The 17,545-nt window shown below is 53.7% G+C and carries 19 protein-coding genes; 18 read left to right on the top strand and 1 reads right to left on the bottom strand.

Going from position 1 to position 17,545, the window contains the following annotated elements:
• Positions 1-2: 2 nt before the first annotated feature.
• The 18 genes from T458_RS48920 (at position 3) to T458_RS48835 (ending at position 16,687) form a co-directional block, all read left to right on the top strand.
• The gene (locus T458_RS48920; protein WP_023558463.1) at positions 3-1,205 is read left to right on the top strand and encodes a thiolase family protein; all 1,203 of its coding nucleotides are present in this window, start codon (positions 3-5) and stop codon (positions 1,203-1,205) included.
• 49 nt (positions 1,206-1,254) lie between these two features.
• Positions 1,255-2,454 (top strand): thiolase family protein, encoded by a 1,200-nt coding sequence (locus tag T458_RS48915; RefSeq protein ID WP_023558462.1) that lies wholly within the window; start codon positions 1,255-1,257, stop codon positions 2,452-2,454.
• A gap of 22 nt (positions 2,455-2,476) precedes the next feature.
• Positions 2,477-2,887 (top strand): thioesterase family protein, encoded by a 411-nt coding sequence (locus T458_RS48910; RefSeq protein WP_023558461.1) that lies wholly within the window; start codon positions 2,477-2,479, stop codon positions 2,885-2,887.
• 167 nt (positions 2,888-3,054) lie between these two features.
• On the top strand, positions 3,055-3,882 hold the full coding sequence (gene paaX / locus T458_RS48905) for a phenylacetic acid degradation operon negative regulatory protein PaaX (RefSeq protein ID WP_031306115.1): 828 nt from the start codon (positions 3,055-3,057) through the stop codon (positions 3,880-3,882).
• A 132-nt stretch (positions 3,883-4,014) separates the two neighbouring features.
• A complete protein-coding gene (locus T458_RS48900) occupies positions 4,015-4,893 on the top strand; it encodes a branched-chain amino acid ABC transporter permease (RefSeq protein ID WP_023558459.1) in 879 nt (292 codons plus the stop codon).
• Complete coding sequence (locus T458_RS48895; protein WP_023558458.1) at positions 4,893-5,909, top strand: branched-chain amino acid ABC transporter permease; 1,017 nt, start codon at positions 4,893-4,895, stop codon at positions 5,907-5,909. Before T458_RS48900 ends, T458_RS48895 begins: the two co-directional genes overlap by 1 nt.
• On the top strand, positions 5,906-6,685 hold the full coding sequence (locus tag T458_RS48890) for an ABC transporter ATP-binding protein (RefSeq protein ID WP_023558457.1): 780 nt from the start codon (positions 5,906-5,908) through the stop codon (positions 6,683-6,685). The genes T458_RS48895 and T458_RS48890 overlap by 4 nt, the downstream gene beginning before the upstream one ends.
• Positions 6,686-6,689: 4 nt before the next feature.
• On the top strand, positions 6,690-7,433 hold the full coding sequence (locus tag T458_RS48885) for an ABC transporter ATP-binding protein (protein ID WP_023558456.1): 744 nt from the start codon (positions 6,690-6,692) through the stop codon (positions 7,431-7,433).
• Between the two features lie 35 nt (positions 7,434-7,468).
• Positions 7,469-8,701, top strand: a complete 1,233-nt coding sequence (locus tag T458_RS48880) for an ABC transporter substrate-binding protein (RefSeq protein ID WP_023558455.1) — start codon at positions 7,469-7,471, stop codon at positions 8,699-8,701.
• A gap of 100 nt (positions 8,702-8,801) precedes the next feature.
• The gene (locus T458_RS48875) at positions 8,802-9,632 is read left to right on the top strand and encodes a methyl-accepting chemotaxis protein (protein WP_023558454.1); all 831 of its coding nucleotides are present in this window, start codon (positions 8,802-8,804) and stop codon (positions 9,630-9,632) included.
• Positions 9,633-9,741: 109 nt separating this feature from the next.
• A complete protein-coding gene (paaA, locus tag T458_RS48870) occupies positions 9,742-10,710 on the top strand; it encodes a 1,2-phenylacetyl-CoA epoxidase subunit PaaA (protein WP_023558453.1) in 969 nt (322 codons plus the stop codon).
• Between the two features lie 9 nt (positions 10,711-10,719).
• A complete protein-coding gene (gene paaB / locus T458_RS48865; RefSeq protein WP_023558452.1) occupies positions 10,720-11,061 on the top strand; it encodes a 1,2-phenylacetyl-CoA epoxidase subunit PaaB in 342 nt (113 codons plus the stop codon).
• A gap of 17 nt (positions 11,062-11,078) precedes the next feature.
• Positions 11,079-11,912, top strand: coding sequence for a 1,2-phenylacetyl-CoA epoxidase subunit PaaC (gene paaC, locus T458_RS48860; RefSeq protein WP_023558451.1), 834 nt, complete (start codon positions 11,079-11,081; stop codon positions 11,910-11,912).
• A gap of 14 nt (positions 11,913-11,926) precedes the next feature.
• On the top strand, positions 11,927-12,430 hold the full coding sequence (gene paaD / locus T458_RS48855) for a 1,2-phenylacetyl-CoA epoxidase subunit PaaD (RefSeq protein ID WP_023558450.1): 504 nt from the start codon (positions 11,927-11,929) through the stop codon (positions 12,428-12,430).
• Positions 12,431-12,453: 23 nt separating this feature from the next.
• Complete coding sequence (locus T458_RS48850) at positions 12,454-13,896, top strand: NAD-dependent succinate-semialdehyde dehydrogenase (RefSeq protein WP_023558449.1); 1,443 nt, start codon at positions 12,454-12,456, stop codon at positions 13,894-13,896.
• A gap of 228 nt (positions 13,897-14,124) precedes the next feature.
• On the top strand, positions 14,125-14,583 hold the full coding sequence (locus T458_RS48845; RefSeq protein WP_023558448.1) for a DUF420 domain-containing protein: 459 nt from the start codon (positions 14,125-14,127) through the stop codon (positions 14,581-14,583).
• Between the two features lie 118 nt (positions 14,584-14,701).
• Positions 14,702-15,637 carry a heme o synthase gene (gene cyoE, locus T458_RS48840; RefSeq protein ID WP_023558447.1) on the top strand — a complete coding sequence of 312 codons (936 nt, stop codon included), beginning with the start codon at positions 14,702-14,704 and terminating at the stop codon, positions 15,635-15,637.
• A 135-nt stretch (positions 15,638-15,772) separates the two neighbouring features.
• Positions 15,773-16,687, top strand: coding sequence for a COX15/CtaA family protein (locus T458_RS48835; RefSeq protein ID WP_023558446.1), 915 nt, complete (start codon positions 15,773-15,775; stop codon positions 16,685-16,687).
• 46 nt (positions 16,688-16,733) lie between these two features.
• Here the strand turns inward: T458_RS48835 and T458_RS48830 are convergent, their stop codons facing one another.
• Positions 16,734-17,504: a hypothetical protein gene (locus tag T458_RS48830; RefSeq protein WP_023558445.1), complete on the bottom strand. Its 771-nt coding sequence runs from the start codon at positions 17,502-17,504 to the stop codon at positions 16,734-16,736.
• Positions 17,505-17,545 lie beyond the last annotated feature (41 nt).

The following is a 17,545-nucleotide window of genomic DNA, read 5'->3' as shown; positions in this document are numbered from 1 at the left end:
GGATGCAGACACTGACGCGTACAGAAGTTTATGTGGCCGCAGCCGTTCGCACCCCGATCGGAAAATTGGGCGGCAGCTTGAAGCATACACCGATCGATGATTTGACTGCGATCGTTCTAAATGGAGCATTGAAGCAAGCAGGACAGTCTGGCAAGGCCGTGGACGGTGTGATCATGGGGAATGTGATATCCGCAGGACCATTCATCAACATCGCCCGGGTTGGCCTTTTGAAAGCCGGATTGCCGGAAACAGTGCCGGGCCTCACGGTCAACCGCGTCTGCGCATCGGGGCTGGAAGCGATTAATCTAGCCGCCCAGTCCATCCAGGCTGGACACAGCAGCGTCATGCTGGCGGGCGGAGTGGAGAATCTGACACGCTCTCCCTACATCATGGAAAAGTTCGAGCAACCCTATCAACGCGGGACGCAGACGCTGATGGAATCCTTCGGTGGACCGCGTTCGGCTCCTGTCTCTTTGTATGGGGAACTGACGATGGGTGATACGGCAGAGAATGTAGCAGAGCAGTTCGGAATCAGCCGCGAGGACCAGGATCTGTTTGCAGTGGAAAGCCAACGCCGCGCCATTGCTGCCATTGATGCGGGACGTTTTCGCGAAGAGATCATCCCCGTTGAGCTGGTCGATAAAAAAGGCAATGTCACCGTGTTTGATACGGATGAATTCCCACGCCGCGATTCCAGTCTGGAGTCATTGGCGAAGCTGCGCCCGGCATTTCGCAAAAACGGGAGTGTTACAGCGGGCAACTCATCGGGTATCAACGACGGTGCTGCCGCTGTCCTGCTGATGAATGAAGCGAGTTTGGAGGAAAGCGGGCTGTCACCGCTGGGACGAATCGTTCACTTCGCCACTGCTGGCGTGGACCCGCGCATCATGGGGATCGGTCCGGTAGCAGCCATTCGCAAGCTGCTGGCGGAAGTGGACATGACGGTCGAGCAGATCGATTTGTTTGAATTGAATGAGGCCTTTGCATCCCAGTCGCTAGCCTGCATGCGGGAGTTGGGACTTTCGCCTGAGAAGACCAATGTCAATGGCGGAGCGATCGCGCTGGGACATCCGTTGGGCTGCAGCGGTGCCAGACTTTTGGGGACGATTCTGTACGAATTGCGCCGTCGCAAGCAGCGCTATGGCGTCGTCTCTTTGTGCATCGGCGGAGGACAGGGACTGGCTACGCTCGTAGAAGCGTTGTAAGAAAAAGAGGCAGGCTGACTGTACAGACTGCGGGATGGAGGAATAGGAGATGAACACACCTGTCATTATCGATGCTGTGCGGACTCCGATTGGACGGATCGGCGGCTCGTTGAAAGAAGTGCGCCCGGATGATTTGGGGGCCTTGGTCATTCAAAAGCTTTTGGAACGCAATCCAATCGATCCGAAGCGAATTGATGACGTGATTATGGGCTGTGCCAATCAAGCGGGGGAGGATAATCGCAATGTAGCGCGGATGTCGCTGCTGCTTGCCGGTCTCCCGGTAGAGGTGCCAGGCGTTACCGTCAATCGGCTGTGCGGCTCCGGTCTGGAAGCTGTCAATCAAAGCGCGTATGCAATCAAAGCAGGGGCAGGCCAGGTCTATATCGCAGGAGGGACCGAGAGCATGACGCGCGCGCCGCTGGTGATGATGAAGCCCGGCACAGCGTTTCAGCGCGGCAACCAGCAGTTGGTGGACACGACCCTGGGCTGGCGGCTGGTGAATGAAAAAATGGTGGAGATGTATCCGCCGATCAGCTTGGGTGAGACAGCGGAGAGGGTAGCGGAGCAGTACCAGATCAGCCGCGAGGACCAGGATGCCTTCGCGCTGCGCAGTCAGCAGAACTACGCCCGGGCTTTTGCAGAAGGAAAATGGGAAGCGGAAATCGTGCCGGTGGAGCTGCGTGGGCGTAAAGGCGAAGTAACGCTCTTTTCGCAAGACGAGCATGCCCGTCCACAGACGACTCTGGAGCAATTGCAAAAGCTGAAGCCGGCATTTCAAAAGGACGGAACAGTGACAGCGGGCAATTCCAGCGGTCTGAACGATGGCGCAAGCGCCCTGCTGATCATGGAGGAAACAGCCGCACTGGAGCTGGGCTTACGACCTCGTGCCCGGATTATTGCTTCCGCCGTAGCGGGGGTCGATCCTTCCGTCATGGGGATCGGACCTGTCCCGGCGACACGCAAGGCGTTGAAGCAGGCTGGTCTGTCCGTGGAGCAGATCGATCTCTTTGAGTTCAACGAGGCGTTCGCGGCACAGGCGGTAGCCAGCGTGCGCGAGCTTGGCGTAGACGAGAACCGGGTCAATGTAAACGGCGGTGCCATTGCGTTGGGCCATCCCCTTGGGTGCAGCGGGGCGCGGATCATGACCACCCTGCTCTACGAGATGGAGCGCCGGGAAGCACGCTATGGCTTGGCGGCGATGTGCATTGGCGTAGGCCAGGGCATCGCGACGATTATCGAGCGCGTATAGCCGTTACGAGGAGGCGAAGCTCATGAACAGCGGACTGCAGCCAGGGACGACAGCGGAAATCACCGTGAAGGTCACTTCGGATATGTTTCCTGCTTTCGATGGTCAGGTCGTCCATCCTGTCATGTCGACAGTCAGTATGATTTATTACATGGAAATGGCTGGACGACACGTCATTTTGCCCTATCTGGAGGATCATGAGGAAGGCTGCGGACTCGCTGTTGACATCAAGCATGTCGGGCCTGCGGTCGAGGGGCAGGAGGTTACGTTTCGGGCCGTCTGTGTGGAAGTGACGGAAAAACGGGTGGTGTGCGAGGTGACGGCGGACACCACCCGCAACAAGGTAGGGGTGGGAACCTTTACCCAGGCGATTTTCAACAAGCACGACATGAGTCGCAGATTTCAGGCCATTCAAGAGGAAGCAGACACCAAATAAGAAATTTCGACAGAATAAATTGACTATTATGAAATGGTCTAATATAATAACGTTATCAAAACGTAATACAATTTAACGTCATATGAAGTCGAGCCATTCACGTACTCGTAGAGATTATGGTACAATTTCACAGCGACGAGGTAGAATTGATCTACGGGGTGAATAGAGTGAAGCCACAATCGATGTTGTTCACGATTTACGGGGAATATGTCCGCCATTATGGCAGTGAGATCTGGATTGGCAGCTTGACCAAGCTGATGGGCGAGTTCGGATTGTCTGAGCCTGCTGTCCGCGCAGCCATCTCACGGATGCTTCGCCAAGGCTGGCTAGAGTCGCGAAAGGTAGGAAATCGCAGTTATTATTCCGTATCAGGGCGCGGCAAGAAGCGTTTGGAAGAGGCTGCTGAGCGGATCTACAAGGTCGATACAGGTGTATGGGACGGCAAATGGTGCATTGTCAGCTACAACATTCCAGAGGAACGCCGCGCTTTGCGGGACCAATTGCGCAAGGAGCTGGGCTGGATGGGATTCGGGATGCTGACAACCAGTACCTGGATCAGCCCCAATCCGTTGGGAGATCGCGTCAAGGAGCTTACCGAGGCATACGAGATCAAAGACCATGTGGAGATTTTCACAGCCGAGCACCAGGGCTGGAGCGATTCCAAGCTGCTAGTGCGCAAATGCTGGAATATCGATGAGATCAATGAGAAGTACAAGGAATTCATCGATACCTATCGCCAGGAGTACGAAGAGCTGGCCGACAAGATCCGCCATAACCAGGAGGTCGCCGACAGCCACTGCTTTGTACAAAAAACAAATCTTGTCCACCAGTATCGCAAGTTTTTGTTCATTGATCCCGATTTGCCGCAAGAATTGCTGCCAGAGCTGTGGCTGGGCAAAGAAGCGGACCAGTTGTTCCAAAACTACTATGAACTTTTAAATCCAGGGGCTATTCGATTTTTCGAGAATGTGTATGAGGCAGCGCCATCCAGATAGGAGGCGGTCACGCACTGACAAGCCCTAGCATGTCTAGGGCTTGTCTGCATGCCGGTACAACTCCCATTTTTTTAAATGTAAGCGTTTCATATGGGAAAAAAGCAAGAGATCAAGAGGGGGTTTGGCGCATACATGACAGAATTGTTGCAGTACGTGGCAAATGGTCTGGTTAGCGGCGGGATTTACGCTATCGTCGCCGTCGGGTTTATCACCATCTACAATGTAAGCAAGGTGATCAATCTGGCCCAGGGAGAATTTCTGATGCTGGGCGGGATGGTGACGGTTGCGATGATCGGAATGAACGTTCCGTATGCGGCAGCGGTATTGCTGGCCATCCTGGTGGTTACGCTGATTGGCGTGATCATGCAGAAGTATGTGATTGCTTATGTGAAAAAGGCTAATCCAATAAGTTTGATAATTCTGACAATAGGGATTTCTACATTGATTCGCGGAGTCGCCAGCTTGATCTGGGGCAAAGACGCTTTTGCGTTGGAGCCTATCACAAGCAATGATCCAATCTCGCTGGCTGGGGTGACAATCGCACAGCAAAGTGTCTGGATTCTCGCCTCCGTTCTCGTCATCCTGATTTTCCTGTGGTACCTGATGGAGAAAACCATTCTCGGCAAAAAAATCAACGCCTGTTCCATTAATCCGATGGCCGCGCGCCTGATGGGAATCAGTCCTGCCAAGATGAGCATGCTGGCTTTTGGCATCAGCGGAGCGACAGGAGCGATCGCTGGCATCGTGATTGCACCGCTCAGCGTCACCTCCTACGACATCGGCGTGCTCCTCGGAATCAAAGGCTTCTCCGCCGCAATCCTCGGCGGACTGGGAAATCCATTGGGAGCTGCGGTTGCCGCCTTTTTGCTCGGGATCGTCGAATCGCTGGGAGCAGGCTATATCAGCTCCGGCATGAAGGACGCAATCGCCTTTCTGGTGTTGATCGGTGTGCTGCTGATTAAGCCATCCGGCATTTTTGGAGAGCGCAGCGTAGGGAAAGGAGGGCTATGATGAAGCAGGTTATCCAGAAATGGGGAAAAAGCTTTGGCATTTATCTCGTCTTAATGATTCTCTTTCCATTCGTGATGCCGGATGAGTACTACCGCTCCGTAGGCATCATCATCGGGCTTCATGCGATCGTCACGATCGGACTTTGCCTGGTGATGGGATTGGCAGGACAAATCTCTCTTGGACAGGCAGCTTTTTGGGGAATCGGGGCGTACACCTCGGCTGTACTGACCACCAAATATGGATTGCCTCCGCTCGTCGGACTGGTGGCTGCGGCAATCGTACCGGGACTCTTCGCCTTCATTCTCGGGCGGGCTATTGCCGGGCTGCAGGGATATTACCTCGCGATGGCTACCCTGGCCTTCGGCTATATCGTCCAGATCGGCATTACGGAATGGGAGCCGGTCACAGGCGGCGCAAGCGGGATGATCAGCATTCCCCGGGTTCCTATTTTCGGGGACAGCGAACTGTCCATGTACTATCTGATCTGGGCCGTCGTCAGCTGCGTCTTGCTGTTCTCCCTCAATGTGCTGAACTCCAGGGTCGGCCGCGCTTTTCGCGCCATTCACAAGAGCGAGATCGCCGCAACGTCGATGGGGATCGATGTACGCCGCTTCAAGCTGAATGCCTTCGTCGTCAGCGGCATGTTTGCGGGCATTTCCGGCGGATTGTACGCGCACTACATGGGGATTCTTGACCCGCAGCCGTTTGGGCTGCATGAGTCGATCAAGTTCCTCACGATGGTTGTCGTCGGTGGTATGACGAGTATCTGGGGGGCCTTGATCGGTACCTTGGTGATCAATTTCATCAGTGAAGGGTTGATCGCGATGAGCGAATTCGTCCCTGGCTTGCAAGGGGACATCGACACTATCGTATTCGGAGGCATTCTGGTGCTGATCATCATGTTCATGCCAGAAGGATTGGTGCCGCGCATCCGCTCCCTCTATGAGAAATCGCGGGCCAAAAAGACGAAAGCCAAGGAAGAACTTCAGCGGATGGAAAGGAAGGCGACAACATGACAGCTTTGTTGGAGGTACAAGCCCTTTCACGCGACTTTGGCGGCGTGCGAGCCGTCAATCGGGTCGACTTTCAGGTGAAGCAGGGAGAGATCCTGGCTTTGATCGGTCCCAATGGTGCAGGGAAGAGCACAGTGCTCAACATGGTCTCCGGGGTCATCCCGCCTTCAGAGGGGGAAATCCGCTATAACAATCAAGGCTTGGCGCAGGTGCCAGGTTACGAGTATGCAGGACTTGGCATTACGCGGACCTTTCAAAATCTGCAGACCTTCGATGACATGACCGTACTGGAAAATGTCATGGTCGGGATGCATACCAAGACCAAATCGAGCCTCTTTTCCTGTGGAATGAATCTTGGCCGCGCCCGCAAAGAGGAGCAAAAGATAAGGGAGCAGGCGCAAATGTGGCTAGAGCATGTCGGACTCGCTTCGCTGGCTTTTGCCCAGGCAGGCAGTCTGCCATATGGCAAGCTGCGTTTGATGGAGATCGCCCGGGCGATGGTGGCGGAACCAACCTTATTGCTCCTGGACGAGCCTGCTGCAGGTCTGAATCACACGGAGACCGCTGAGATGAGCAAGATGTTTCAGGATATTCGGGCGAATGGAACCGCCATTTTGCTGGTAGAGCACGACATGGACATGATCATGGCGATTGCCGATCGGATCGTCGTGCTGGATCAAGGCACCAAGATCGCGGAGGGCACACCGCGCGAAATCCAGGAAAATCCGAAAGTGATCGCCGCCTATCTGGGGACGGAAGAAGAGGAAGGCAGGGGGTGAAGAGATGGCAAAAGAGATCTTGAAGGTCGATAATATCGTGGCTCGCTACGGCCCGGTAGAGGTCCTGCACGGCATCAATCTACAGGTGAATGAAGGAGAGATCGTCTCGCTGCTCGGCTCCAACGGTGCAGGGAAAACGACCTTGCTGAATTGCATCTGCGGCCTGCATGACGCCAAGGAGGGACAGATCTGGTTTCAAGGAGAGCAGATCACCCGGGTCCCAGCCGAGCTGGTCGTCGGACGCGGCATGGCGCATGTACCGGAGCGCAGACAAATTTTCTCTACGCTGACCGTAGAGGACAATCTCTGGCTGGGTGCCTCCGTGCGGCTTCCCAAGACGAGCAAAAAGGAAATCGCCAAAGAGATGGAAACCGTCTACGAGCGCTTTCCGATTCTGGCAGAGCGCAAATGGCAGCTCGGCGGGACCCTTTCCGGCGGTCAGCAGCAGATGCTGGCGATCGGAAGGGCCTTGCTATCCAGACCAAAGCTCCTGCTGCTGGACGAGCCATCACTAGGACTCGCTCCTCTGATCGCCAAGGAAATTCTGGCGATTGTGCAGGAAATTCGTTCGCAATGGGGCACGACCGTCCTGTTGGTCGAACAAAATGCGCGGGCTGCTCTCGCCATCTCCGACCGTGCCTATGTTCTTAGCACCGGAATGGTCATGCTCGAAGGAACTGCTGAGGAAATCAGCAATGATCCACGTGTGCAATCTGCTTATCTGGGACATTCCCACGAGGCGGTTTGACATAATAAGCCACAAACATTCTAGGGGGTTTCACAATGAAAAAAAGCCAGATCAAAAAGTGGTTGTACCCATTGGCAGTCGCTTCCCTCGTCATGCTTTCAGCCTGTGGTGGAGGAGCGCAAACAACGGGGACAAACGGAGGCGGCAGCACAGGTGGAGAACAGCCGGCAGGACAAGCTCAGCCAGCCGCGGAGTCTTCCAAAGAGCCGATCAAGGTGGGCGCAATTTTCTCCCTGACAGGTGCCAACAGTCCGCTCGGCGTGCCAGAAAAGCAGGCGGTGGAATTGTTGCTCAAAGAAATCAACGAAGCAGGCGGCGTCGATGGCCGTCCGGTCGAAATCATCTTTGAAGACGACAAATCAGACAATACAGAAGCTGTGAAAGCGATCAAGAAGCTGGTATCCAAAGACAAGATCGTAGCGGTTCTGGGCTCCTCCGGAAGCGGTCCATCGCTTGGGATGGCTGAGTTCGCGGCTGCCGAAAAGCTCCCGATGATCTCGATGGCAGCGGCTGATCAGGTGACCAATCCGGTTCGGGCAGGCATTTTCAAAACACCGCACACCGATGTGCACGGAACCAAACGCATTTTCAAATACCTGCAAGAAAAAGGCATCACCAAGATAGCTACATTGAATGACAGCAACCCGTACGGCAGCGGTTGGACGCAGCAGATCCAAAAATACGCTCCTGAATACGGCATTACGATTGTAGCAGAAGAAAAATACGGCACCAAAGATCCTTCGATGAGCTCGCAATTGACGAAGATCAAAGGAACGGACGCACAGGTGTTGATCGTAGCAGGGACCAACCCAGCGCCAGCTACCATTGTAAAAGAAGCGAAGCAGCTCAACCTGGGCATTCCGATCATCAGCAGCCATGGTTCGGCGAACAGCAAGTTCCTGGAGCTGGTTGGCGACTCGGGTGAAGGAGTGCTGATGGTAGCGGGCAAATTGCTGGTGCCGGATCAGGTAGATGCCAACGATCCGCAGGCTGCCATTATCAAAAAATTCGTTGACGGCTACAAAGCAGCGTACAATGCGGAGCCGGACGGTTTTGCCGGCTATGGCTACGATGGTCTGAATCTGCTGGTTGAAGGCCTGAAGCAAGCGGGCGGCGATGCTTCCAAGTTGGGAGAAGTATTGGAAAAGGTAAATTATGTAGGAGTAACCGGTGAGTTCAAATTCTCGGCTGAAGACCATAACGGCTTGACGGAAGACAGCATGATTATGGTGGAAGTGAAAGACGGCAAGTTTCAGCTTTTGAAGTAAGGCCTTACCAACTCTTGGAAGAACGTCAGATGGCTGTTCCTTTCGCATGGAAGACGTGCGAGGGGAATAGCCGTTTTCGTCAAATCGTCAGGAGGTATGCATGGTGTCCAAGCTGCTTAACAGTGTGCTTATGGTAGCCCCGATTTTGCAAAAAGCTTTTCTGTTTGATTGCATGATCGGGGTGACAGACAGGGAGAAGTTCCTGGCCTATTATCCGACCAGAGGCTTGAATCTGGGGATTCGGGTGGGAGATCCGCTGCGCCCCGGCAGCATTAACGCCACAGCGGTAGCAGAGAATCAGCGGGTCGTACGCAAAATTGGCAAGGAGGTTTACGGGATTCCCTATATCGCGGTCGGCTATCCCCTCGTCGAAAACGGACAAGTGGTGGGCTGCCTGTCCACTGGTGTGACGACGGACCAGGAAGACCGCTTGCGGGGGCTGGCGGAAAACCTGACGGATGCTTTGGAAGGCATTGCCCAGCATACGGAAAGTCTGGCGCAAGAAGCGGACGAGCTGTCTTCTGCCAGCCTCACCTTGAGTGACGCCGCGATTCAAATGGAAAGAAAAATAGCTGAAACCTCGCAGATCAGCCAATTGATTCGGGATATTTCCTCCCGCTCCAATGTGCTCGGGCTCAATGCCGTTCTGGAGGCGGCGCGGGCGGGGGCAGCAGGTCGAGGCTTTTCCGTCGTGGCGGAGGAGATACGCAAGCTTTCAAACACCACTTCGACATCAGCCAAAGACATATTTCGCATCCTTGATGAAATGAATGATTTGGTAGGTGTGGTCTCCAGTGAAATGGAGAAGACGAGGAACCACAGCTTGCATCAGTCGACACGCATCCAGGAGTTGTATGCCGTCATGCAGGAGCTGCGCCGGATGGCTGATCAGCTGAGAGAAGCAGCCGTTTTGGGCGGACGATCGGAATAATCACGAATGCAGTATTGCGAAAACGTATGACGTTATGTTATTATAACGTTACAAAAACGTATTATAAAAATAACATAAGCTAGTCCAGATAAAAGGGAGGGCTTACTCCATGCAAACACGAATGGAACATTCGGAATTGACGGAAAATGAAAAAATGGAAGCGTTCTTAGCCCGCATCGACCGAGGAGAAAAAATCGAAGCGGATGACTGGATGCCTGCAGATTACCGCAACCAACTGATCAAGCTGATCTCCATGCACGGCATCAGCGAGATTATGGGGGCATTGCCGGAAAAGGAATGGGTGCCAAAAGCGCCGACACTGCGCCGCAAGCTGGCGATTATGGCGAAAGTGCAGGATGAGATGGGGCATGGTCAGCTCTTGCTTCGCGTGGCCGAGGATCTGATGGCTCCCTTGGGCAAAACGCGCGAGGATTTGATGCAGGATTTGTTTACTGGCCGTTTGAAGTTCCACAACGTCTTTCACATGGAAGCGCCTACATGGGCAGACGCCGGAGTGATTGGCTGGCTGGTGGACGGTGCGGCAATCATTACCCAAACGATGTCGCTCGATACGTCTTATGCACCGTATGCGCGTGCTTTGCATCGCATTTGTGCAGAGGAGAAATTCCACGCACAGCACGGGGAGAGCATTGTTCTGGAATTGGCGGAGGGTACGGAAGCTCAGCGTCAAATGCTGCAGGAATCCATCACCCGCTGGTGGCCATCCTTGCTGATGTTTTTCGGTCCGCCAGAAAACGGAACGATTACGAGCAACCAGTCCGCCAACATGAGATACAAGATTCGCTCGCAGACCAACGAAGAGCTGCGCCAGGCGTTTTTGACCAAGTATGTACCGCGAATCTTCCACCTCGGATTTACGTTGCCGGATGAAACGATCCACTTCGATGAGGCATCTGGCCAATGGATCTATCAACAACCGGATTGGGAAGCGTTCAAGCTGATTGTCAAAGGGCAAGGCCCGCGCTCTGCCCACCGTCTGAGCCTTCGGGAAACTTCCTATGAAGATACAAAATGGGTGCGGGATGCGATCATGTCGTTTGGCCGCCAAGCAGGGTAGGTGAAGAAAATGGGTACAGAAGCAAAAAAGGATTTTGACATCTATGAGGTATTCAGCCAGAAAAACGTGACATCCTCATTCGTCCATCAGTTCAGCCTGCTGGCGCCGAACAAGGAAGTGGCGCTGACGATGGCGAGAGAGAACTTTCTGCGGCGCGAGCCTTGTTTTAACCTCTGGGTCGTCAAACGGGACGATATCTATGGCCTGTCTCCAGAGGAGCGTCCGTTTCTGGAGCGGCTCGATAACAAGAGCTATCGGGAGACCAAAGGCTACGGAGATTTGCAGGCGAGATGGCGTCAGCACAAAGAGCGTTATGAAGAACAGCAGCAAAAAGCGAAGAGCGGCAGCTAAGCGGGAGGGAAGCAATCATGGCCGATAGAGTACTCATAGAAACAGCAGAGCAAGCAAAGCAAAATCAGGAATACGCGCAAGCCTTGGCTGACCTCCTGTTCCAGCTTGCCGATGACGATTTCATTCTGGCTTACCGGGGATCGGAATGGCTGGGGTTGGCGCCTCACATCGAAGAAGATGTCGCCTTTTCCTCGATGTCCCAGGATATGATGGGTCACGCCGTCATGTTTTATGAAATGCTGGAATCGCTTGGACTTGGAAAAGCGGATGATATCGCACAGCTTCGGGAGGCGAAGGACTTCCGCAATGCCATTCTCGTCGAGCGCAAAAATGGCACGGGAGAGTATAACGACAATCCTCATTATGACTGGGCGTATGCGATTGTCCGCAGTTATGTATACGGCCTGTACAAGCAAGTCCGCCTGGAAGCGTTGCAGCAATCCACGTATGTGCCGCTCGCACAGGTAAGCCGCAAGATGATGACCGAGCATCGCTACCATCTGATGCACTGGCAGGTGTGGCTGAATCAGTTGGCGAACAGCACGAAGGATGCCCGGCAAAGACTGGAAGCGGCGATTGCCAAGGTGTGGCAGGACGCGGGTGAACTCAGCGATCTGGGTCCAAGCAAGGAGCAAATCGTTCGCTTCGGTTTGATTGCAGGCGAAGAAATACTGCGCCAAAAATGGCTGGCGAAAACCAGGGAGATTTTCCAAAGTGCCGGATTGAACTGGCCGGGAGAACCAGGAACTGCGTCAGAGCGTGGGCGGGCTGGCGAGCATACCGCCGACCTGGAACAGGCTGTAGCTACCTTGTCCGAAGTATATCGCATCGATCCGGCTGCGAGCTGGTAAAAGGGGTGAATGGCATGGCGCAAGACCTGAATCAAATCGACGAGAAACTGGAAGCGACATGCTGGGAGCTGCTGCAGGAAGTCAAAGACCCGGAAATTCCGGTAATCAGCATGGTGGAGATGGGCATGATCCATCGGGTGCATGCAGATAGGGGAATCGTCAAGGTGGAAGTGCTGCCTACCTTTGTCGGATGTCCAGCCCTTGAAATCATGAAAAAGAACATTACAGAAAAGCTGGCGGAGGCAGAGGGAATCGAGGAAGTCAAAGTCGACTTCATCTATGATCCGGCCTGGACCTCAGATCGCATCGCGCTAGAGGCGAGGGACAAGTTGCGCAGCTTCGGCATCGCGCCGCCGCCGCTTGATTACAAGCCGGGAGATTCGTGGGAAGTGAAATGCCCGTATTGTGATTCTCCTTTTACACAGATTGAAAATCTTTTCGGTCCAGCAGCATGCCGCAGCATCTTGTACTGCCGACACTGCAAAAATCCGTTTGAAGCCTTGAAACCTATCTATTGAAAGATTGAGAGGAGCGAAAAGTCATGGGAGAAAGCAAGCAAATGTATATCAATGGAGAGTGGGTCTCTGCCGAGAGCGGGGAAACCTTGGCGGTCATCAACCCGGCGACATGTGAGCAAGTCGGCACAGTCTCGTTCGGTGACGCAAGAGAAGCCAAAAAGGCGATTGATGCCGCGCACGAAGCTTTCCAAAGCTGGTCTCGCCTGACAGCTCGTGAACGTTCCAAATATTTGAGCACGCTGGCTGAATTGGTCCGAAAAAACCGAGATGAGCTCGCAGGGCTGATTTCCGCTGAGATGGGCAAACCTCTGGGAGAAGCAAAGGGAGAAGTGCTGGGCGCTGCGGACAACTTTGTCTGGTATTCGGAGGAAGCCAAACGCGTGTACGGAGAAACCATTCCTTCTTCCGTGGCGAACAAGCGGATCATGGTCCTGCGCCAGCCTGTTGGGGTCGTGGGGGCGATTACTCCCTGGAACTTCCCGATCAACATGGTGGTGCGCAAAATCGCCCCGGCACTGGCAGCGGGCTGCACAGTCGTCCTCAAGCCGGCGGAGAGCACACCTTTAACCGCTGTGCGTCTGTTTGAACTCATCGAGCAAGCCGGGTTCCCCAAAGGCGTCGTCAACCTGGTTGTCGGAAACGCGGAATCCGTCGGTGGGGAGTTCCTGGACAATCCGAAGCTGAGCAAAATCGCTTTCACCGGGTCTACCCGCGTCGGCAAGCTGCTGATGGAAGGGGCAGCCAAGCAAGTGAAGCGCGTCAGCATGGAGCTGGGCGGTCACGCGCCGTTTATCGTCTTTGCAGATGCGGATCTGGATGCGGCTGTAAAGGGCTTGTTCGAGAGCAAGTTCCGCAACTCCGGCCAAATGTGCATTTGCACGAATCGCCTGTACGTACACGAAGAAGTGGCGGATGCCTTCACGGAGAAGCTCGTCGAGCGCCTGAAGCGGGCGAAGGTGGGAGACGGACGCGAGAAGGAGACCGAAATCGGACCGCTCGTCAATGAACGCGCTTTGAACAAGGTTCTGGAGCATATTGAGGACGCCAGAGACAAAGGCGCTCACGTAGTGTTCGGCGGCAACAGAATGACAGAGGGCGATTACGCCAAAGGCTTCTTCTGTGAGCCAACCGTTATCTCCAATGTGACCACTGACATGAAAATTACTTATGAAGAAACGTTCGGACCAGTCGTGCCAATCGTCCGCTTTACGGATGAGGCAGAAGTCGTCCGTCAGGCGAATGACACCCGTTACGGTCTGGCAGCCTATGTCTACACCCGCGACAACCAGCGCTGCTTCCGCATGGCGGAAGAGCTGGAATACGGGATTGTCGGGATCAATGACGGCTCCCCGACACAGACGCAAGCGCCGTTTGGCGGCTTCAAGGAAAGCGGAATTGGTCGCGAAGGCGGACGCTTCGGGATGGATGAATATTTGGAAACCAAATTCGTTTCCTTTGGTTTGTAAAAAGGTTCTGCTAGAATGGGAGGAGCTCAGGACAAGATTGTCCGGCTCTTCCTTTTTTTTCGTCACATTTGTCAACACTTTGTTCAATTTGATGTGAGAACATTGGCGAAAACAACGGTATAATGGAGAATGAATACAGGGTACCCTTTTTAATAGACTACCATTGCGGCGAGAGCTTGCCAGCTCGCGTCAGCGGATAGAAAAAGAGAACAGATGAGGTGTAGAATAATGGCCATCTTGTTGCCCACGATCAGTACATCCTTTATTGCGATCAGTGGAATTCTGGTAGCGTTCGGCTGGTACGCGATCGCCAAAAAAAATATCGAACGACATATGAAGCTGATGAAATGGGCAGCGATTTGCGCTACGATTTTCTTCATCACATATGTATCACGCACGGCTCTTGTCGGGAACACGCTCTTCGGCGGTCCGGACAATATTCGTGTCATCTACCAGGTATTTCTGATCTTCCACATTATCCTGGCTACGGTTGGCGGCGTAATGGGGCTGGTCACACTCAACTACGCGTACAAGAAACGTTATGACAAGCACAGAAAGATCGGTCCTTGGACATCCGTCATCTGGCTGGTGACCGCGATTACGGGAGTGACCGTGTACACGCTGCTGTATTTGATTTACCCCGGCGGTGAGACTACCGGCGTCCTCGATGTGATTTTTGGCTGGTAATGGGCAGTCTATACAAGTTGACTACATTCTTGAGCATTGGCTAAAATGAAACATAGTTTGCCGTTTGAACGAGGGGACATTCGTCTTTACAGATAGATTCTGATAGGAGGTATACAACGTGGATCAGCAAGTGACGATGCAGGAATCGCTGAACAGCGACACACCCATGCAGGCACAACCGGTGGAAAAGGCCACTTGGCGCGACTATGTGGAAATGACAAAACCGGGCATTACCATCTCCAACATGATGACCACATTTGCGGCCCTTTGGCTAGCTTCCTTTGGTTTTCCAAACTGGAAACTTGCGATCTTGACCATGATCGGGACAGCGCTCGTCATCATGTCGGGCTGTACGTTAAACAACTTTTATGACCGCGATCTGGACAAAAAAATGCAACGGACCAAAAATCGTGCTGTTGCCACAGGGCGCATTTCCGCCCGGAACGCTTTGATTACCGGAATCGGCTTGTTGCTTCTTGGGTTGGCTATCCTGGCTGTGTACGCCAATCCATTGGCAGCCGTTTGGGGACTGATTGGTCATATTTTCTACGTATTGATCTATACGCCGCTGAAGCGCGTAACGACTTTAAATACAGTCATTGGAGGGGTTTCCGGTGCCGTACCGCCAGTAATCGGCTGGGTAGCAGTGACTGGGACGATGGACTTTACCGGCTGGCTGCTCTTCCTCATCCTGTTCTTGTGGCAGCCGCCTCACTTCCTCGCATTGGCGATGATGAAGACGGAAGAATACCGCGCAGGCAACCTGCCAATGCTGCCTGTCGTCAAAGGCTTTGCCGAAACCAAGCGGCAAATGTTCCTCTGGGGTTCGGTGCTGTTTCCGGCATCCTTGCTGCTGTTTTTGCATGGCAGCGTCGGATACGTCTACCTAATCGTCATGGGTATCATGGGCCTGCTCTATGTTGTGCTGCTCTATCAGGGCTTCCACGCCAAGGATGATTTGGCTTGGGCGAAAAAGCTGTTCGGCTACTCGATTCTGTATTTGACGATCTTCTGCGTAGCCATTGTTGTCAGTACGATGGTTTACCATTATTGACACGGAACCATCACGAAATGTTCACTGAACATCCCTTGCTTAGCAGGGGATGTTTCACTATCGTAGGAAGGGACAGATGTTGGAGGCAGCGGATGCTGATCCTCGAACCTTCTACAGAAACAGGGTGTAGCGACTATGGAAAAATGGCTGAAGCCGTTAGCGGTTCTCTCTACGATCGTCATGTTCATCGTCATGGTTGCCGGATCGCTGGTAACCAAAACGGATTCTGCATTGGGATGCGGAAATGATTGGCCTTTGTGCAACGGCAAATGGGTGCCGGAATACACACTGGCTTCCATCATCGAATACTCGCATCGACTCATTACCGGAATTGCCGGGATTATCGTCGTGGTTTTCTCTGTGCTGTGCTGGCGCGCTTACCGCGGCAATCGTGAAGTTCGCAGTCTCGCCATCTTCGGGTTGTTTTTTATTGTGGTCGAATCGCTGTTGGGCGCTTCTGCCGTCATTTGGCCGCAATCCTCTCCCGTGCTGGCCCTTCACTTCGGCTTTTCGCTTCTTGCCTTCAGCGGTGTCTTTTTGCTGACGCTGTTTGTTTTGCAACGCGACAAGATGGAGCGGATGGTACAGGGGCCGGTGACGCAGAAGTTTCGCTATTGGATCTGGGGCGCGACGATTTACGCCTACGGTGTAGTATATCTCGGCGCATACGTGAGACACACCGGCTCCAGCTTGGGCTGCAGCGACTGGCCTTTGTGCGAGGGCAAGCTGATTCCTGAGCTTTCCGGTCAGACCGGGATCGCTTTTGTTCACAGATTAGGAGCGCTGCTGCTGGCAGTCTTGCTGCTGGGGATCATGATCTACGCCATGCGCCACTTCAAACAGACTAGGCGTGATCTGTATGGCGCAAGCATCTTGTCCTTTGTCTTGATCCTGGTGCAGGTCGTAAGCGGCGGTGTGCTGGTTTTGTCCAGGCTCCATCTGTACACGACGCTGTTCCACTCTATGGTGATTACGATATTGTTCGGCGTCATGTGCTACATGTGCCTGCAGTCCTTGAAATCACCGCAGAACAAAAAAACGCTGAAATAAGACCGATACGCTGCAAGCCGCTTCTGATGAAGGAAGCGGCTTGCTGCTATTTTTGCGATGTTTTTTGGAAGGCGCCATTGTTCCAGGAAAGAATTTCGGTCGTCGTTTCAGCTTTTTTGGAAAGCGGAAGTCCGGTGTCCGGGTCCAGCTCCTGGGTTGTTTGCCAGGTGTAGAGTTGAGGGTGCTCCGTATCTGCGCCGACAAGCTGGTAGCTTCCTGCTATTTGAATAAGCTGGCCGCCGGGAATGGAGGACGTTCCCTGGAGTGTGCCGCTCCACGCCTCGACGAGTTTTCCGTCCTGCAGGTACCAGAGATGAGCTTCGAGGATGTCCACGCCGGAGCCGCCTGTTCGGTTGATTGTTTCAAAGAGGCGTTTGCCAGCCACGCGTCCCAGCTCTTGGACAGACTGGCTGTTCCATTCCGAATTGTCTTCGTATCGCGTAGGGTCCCAGCGGTCCAGCTGAAAGCGAGGTACATTCCAGGACTCTTCTGCGATCAGTTTATAGCTGCCATCTGCTTGGCGATCCAGAACGTAGAAGCTGCCGATGTGGACGGCTCCATTATGCTTGGCGATGATTTCCATATTGTCATCGTCGTCGAGATTGACGGTTTGGAATTGAAAGGAATCTGTGGTGACCGGGTCTTTTGCTTGTTCATTGATCCAGGCCATGACTTCCTGTCTGGGTGAGTCCACAAGTGCAGCTGGATTCGTGACAGGGGCAGGGACAGAGGCAGACAGGGAAGTGATCGGGATGATCTGGGAGATCCCAAGCAAAGCAAGACCGGCAACGGCGAGGGCTATTTTTTTCTTAGGCACGAATAGACGGCTCCTTCCAAAGGCTGATGCTTTAGTAGACG

The organism is Brevibacillus panacihumi W25, assembly GCF_000503775.1.
GTDB lineage: Bacteria > Bacillota > Bacilli > Brevibacillales > Brevibacillaceae > Brevibacillus > Brevibacillus panacihumi_A.
Note: the sequence above shows the minus strand (reverse complement) of the source record. Positions and strands in the feature narration are given on the sequence as shown.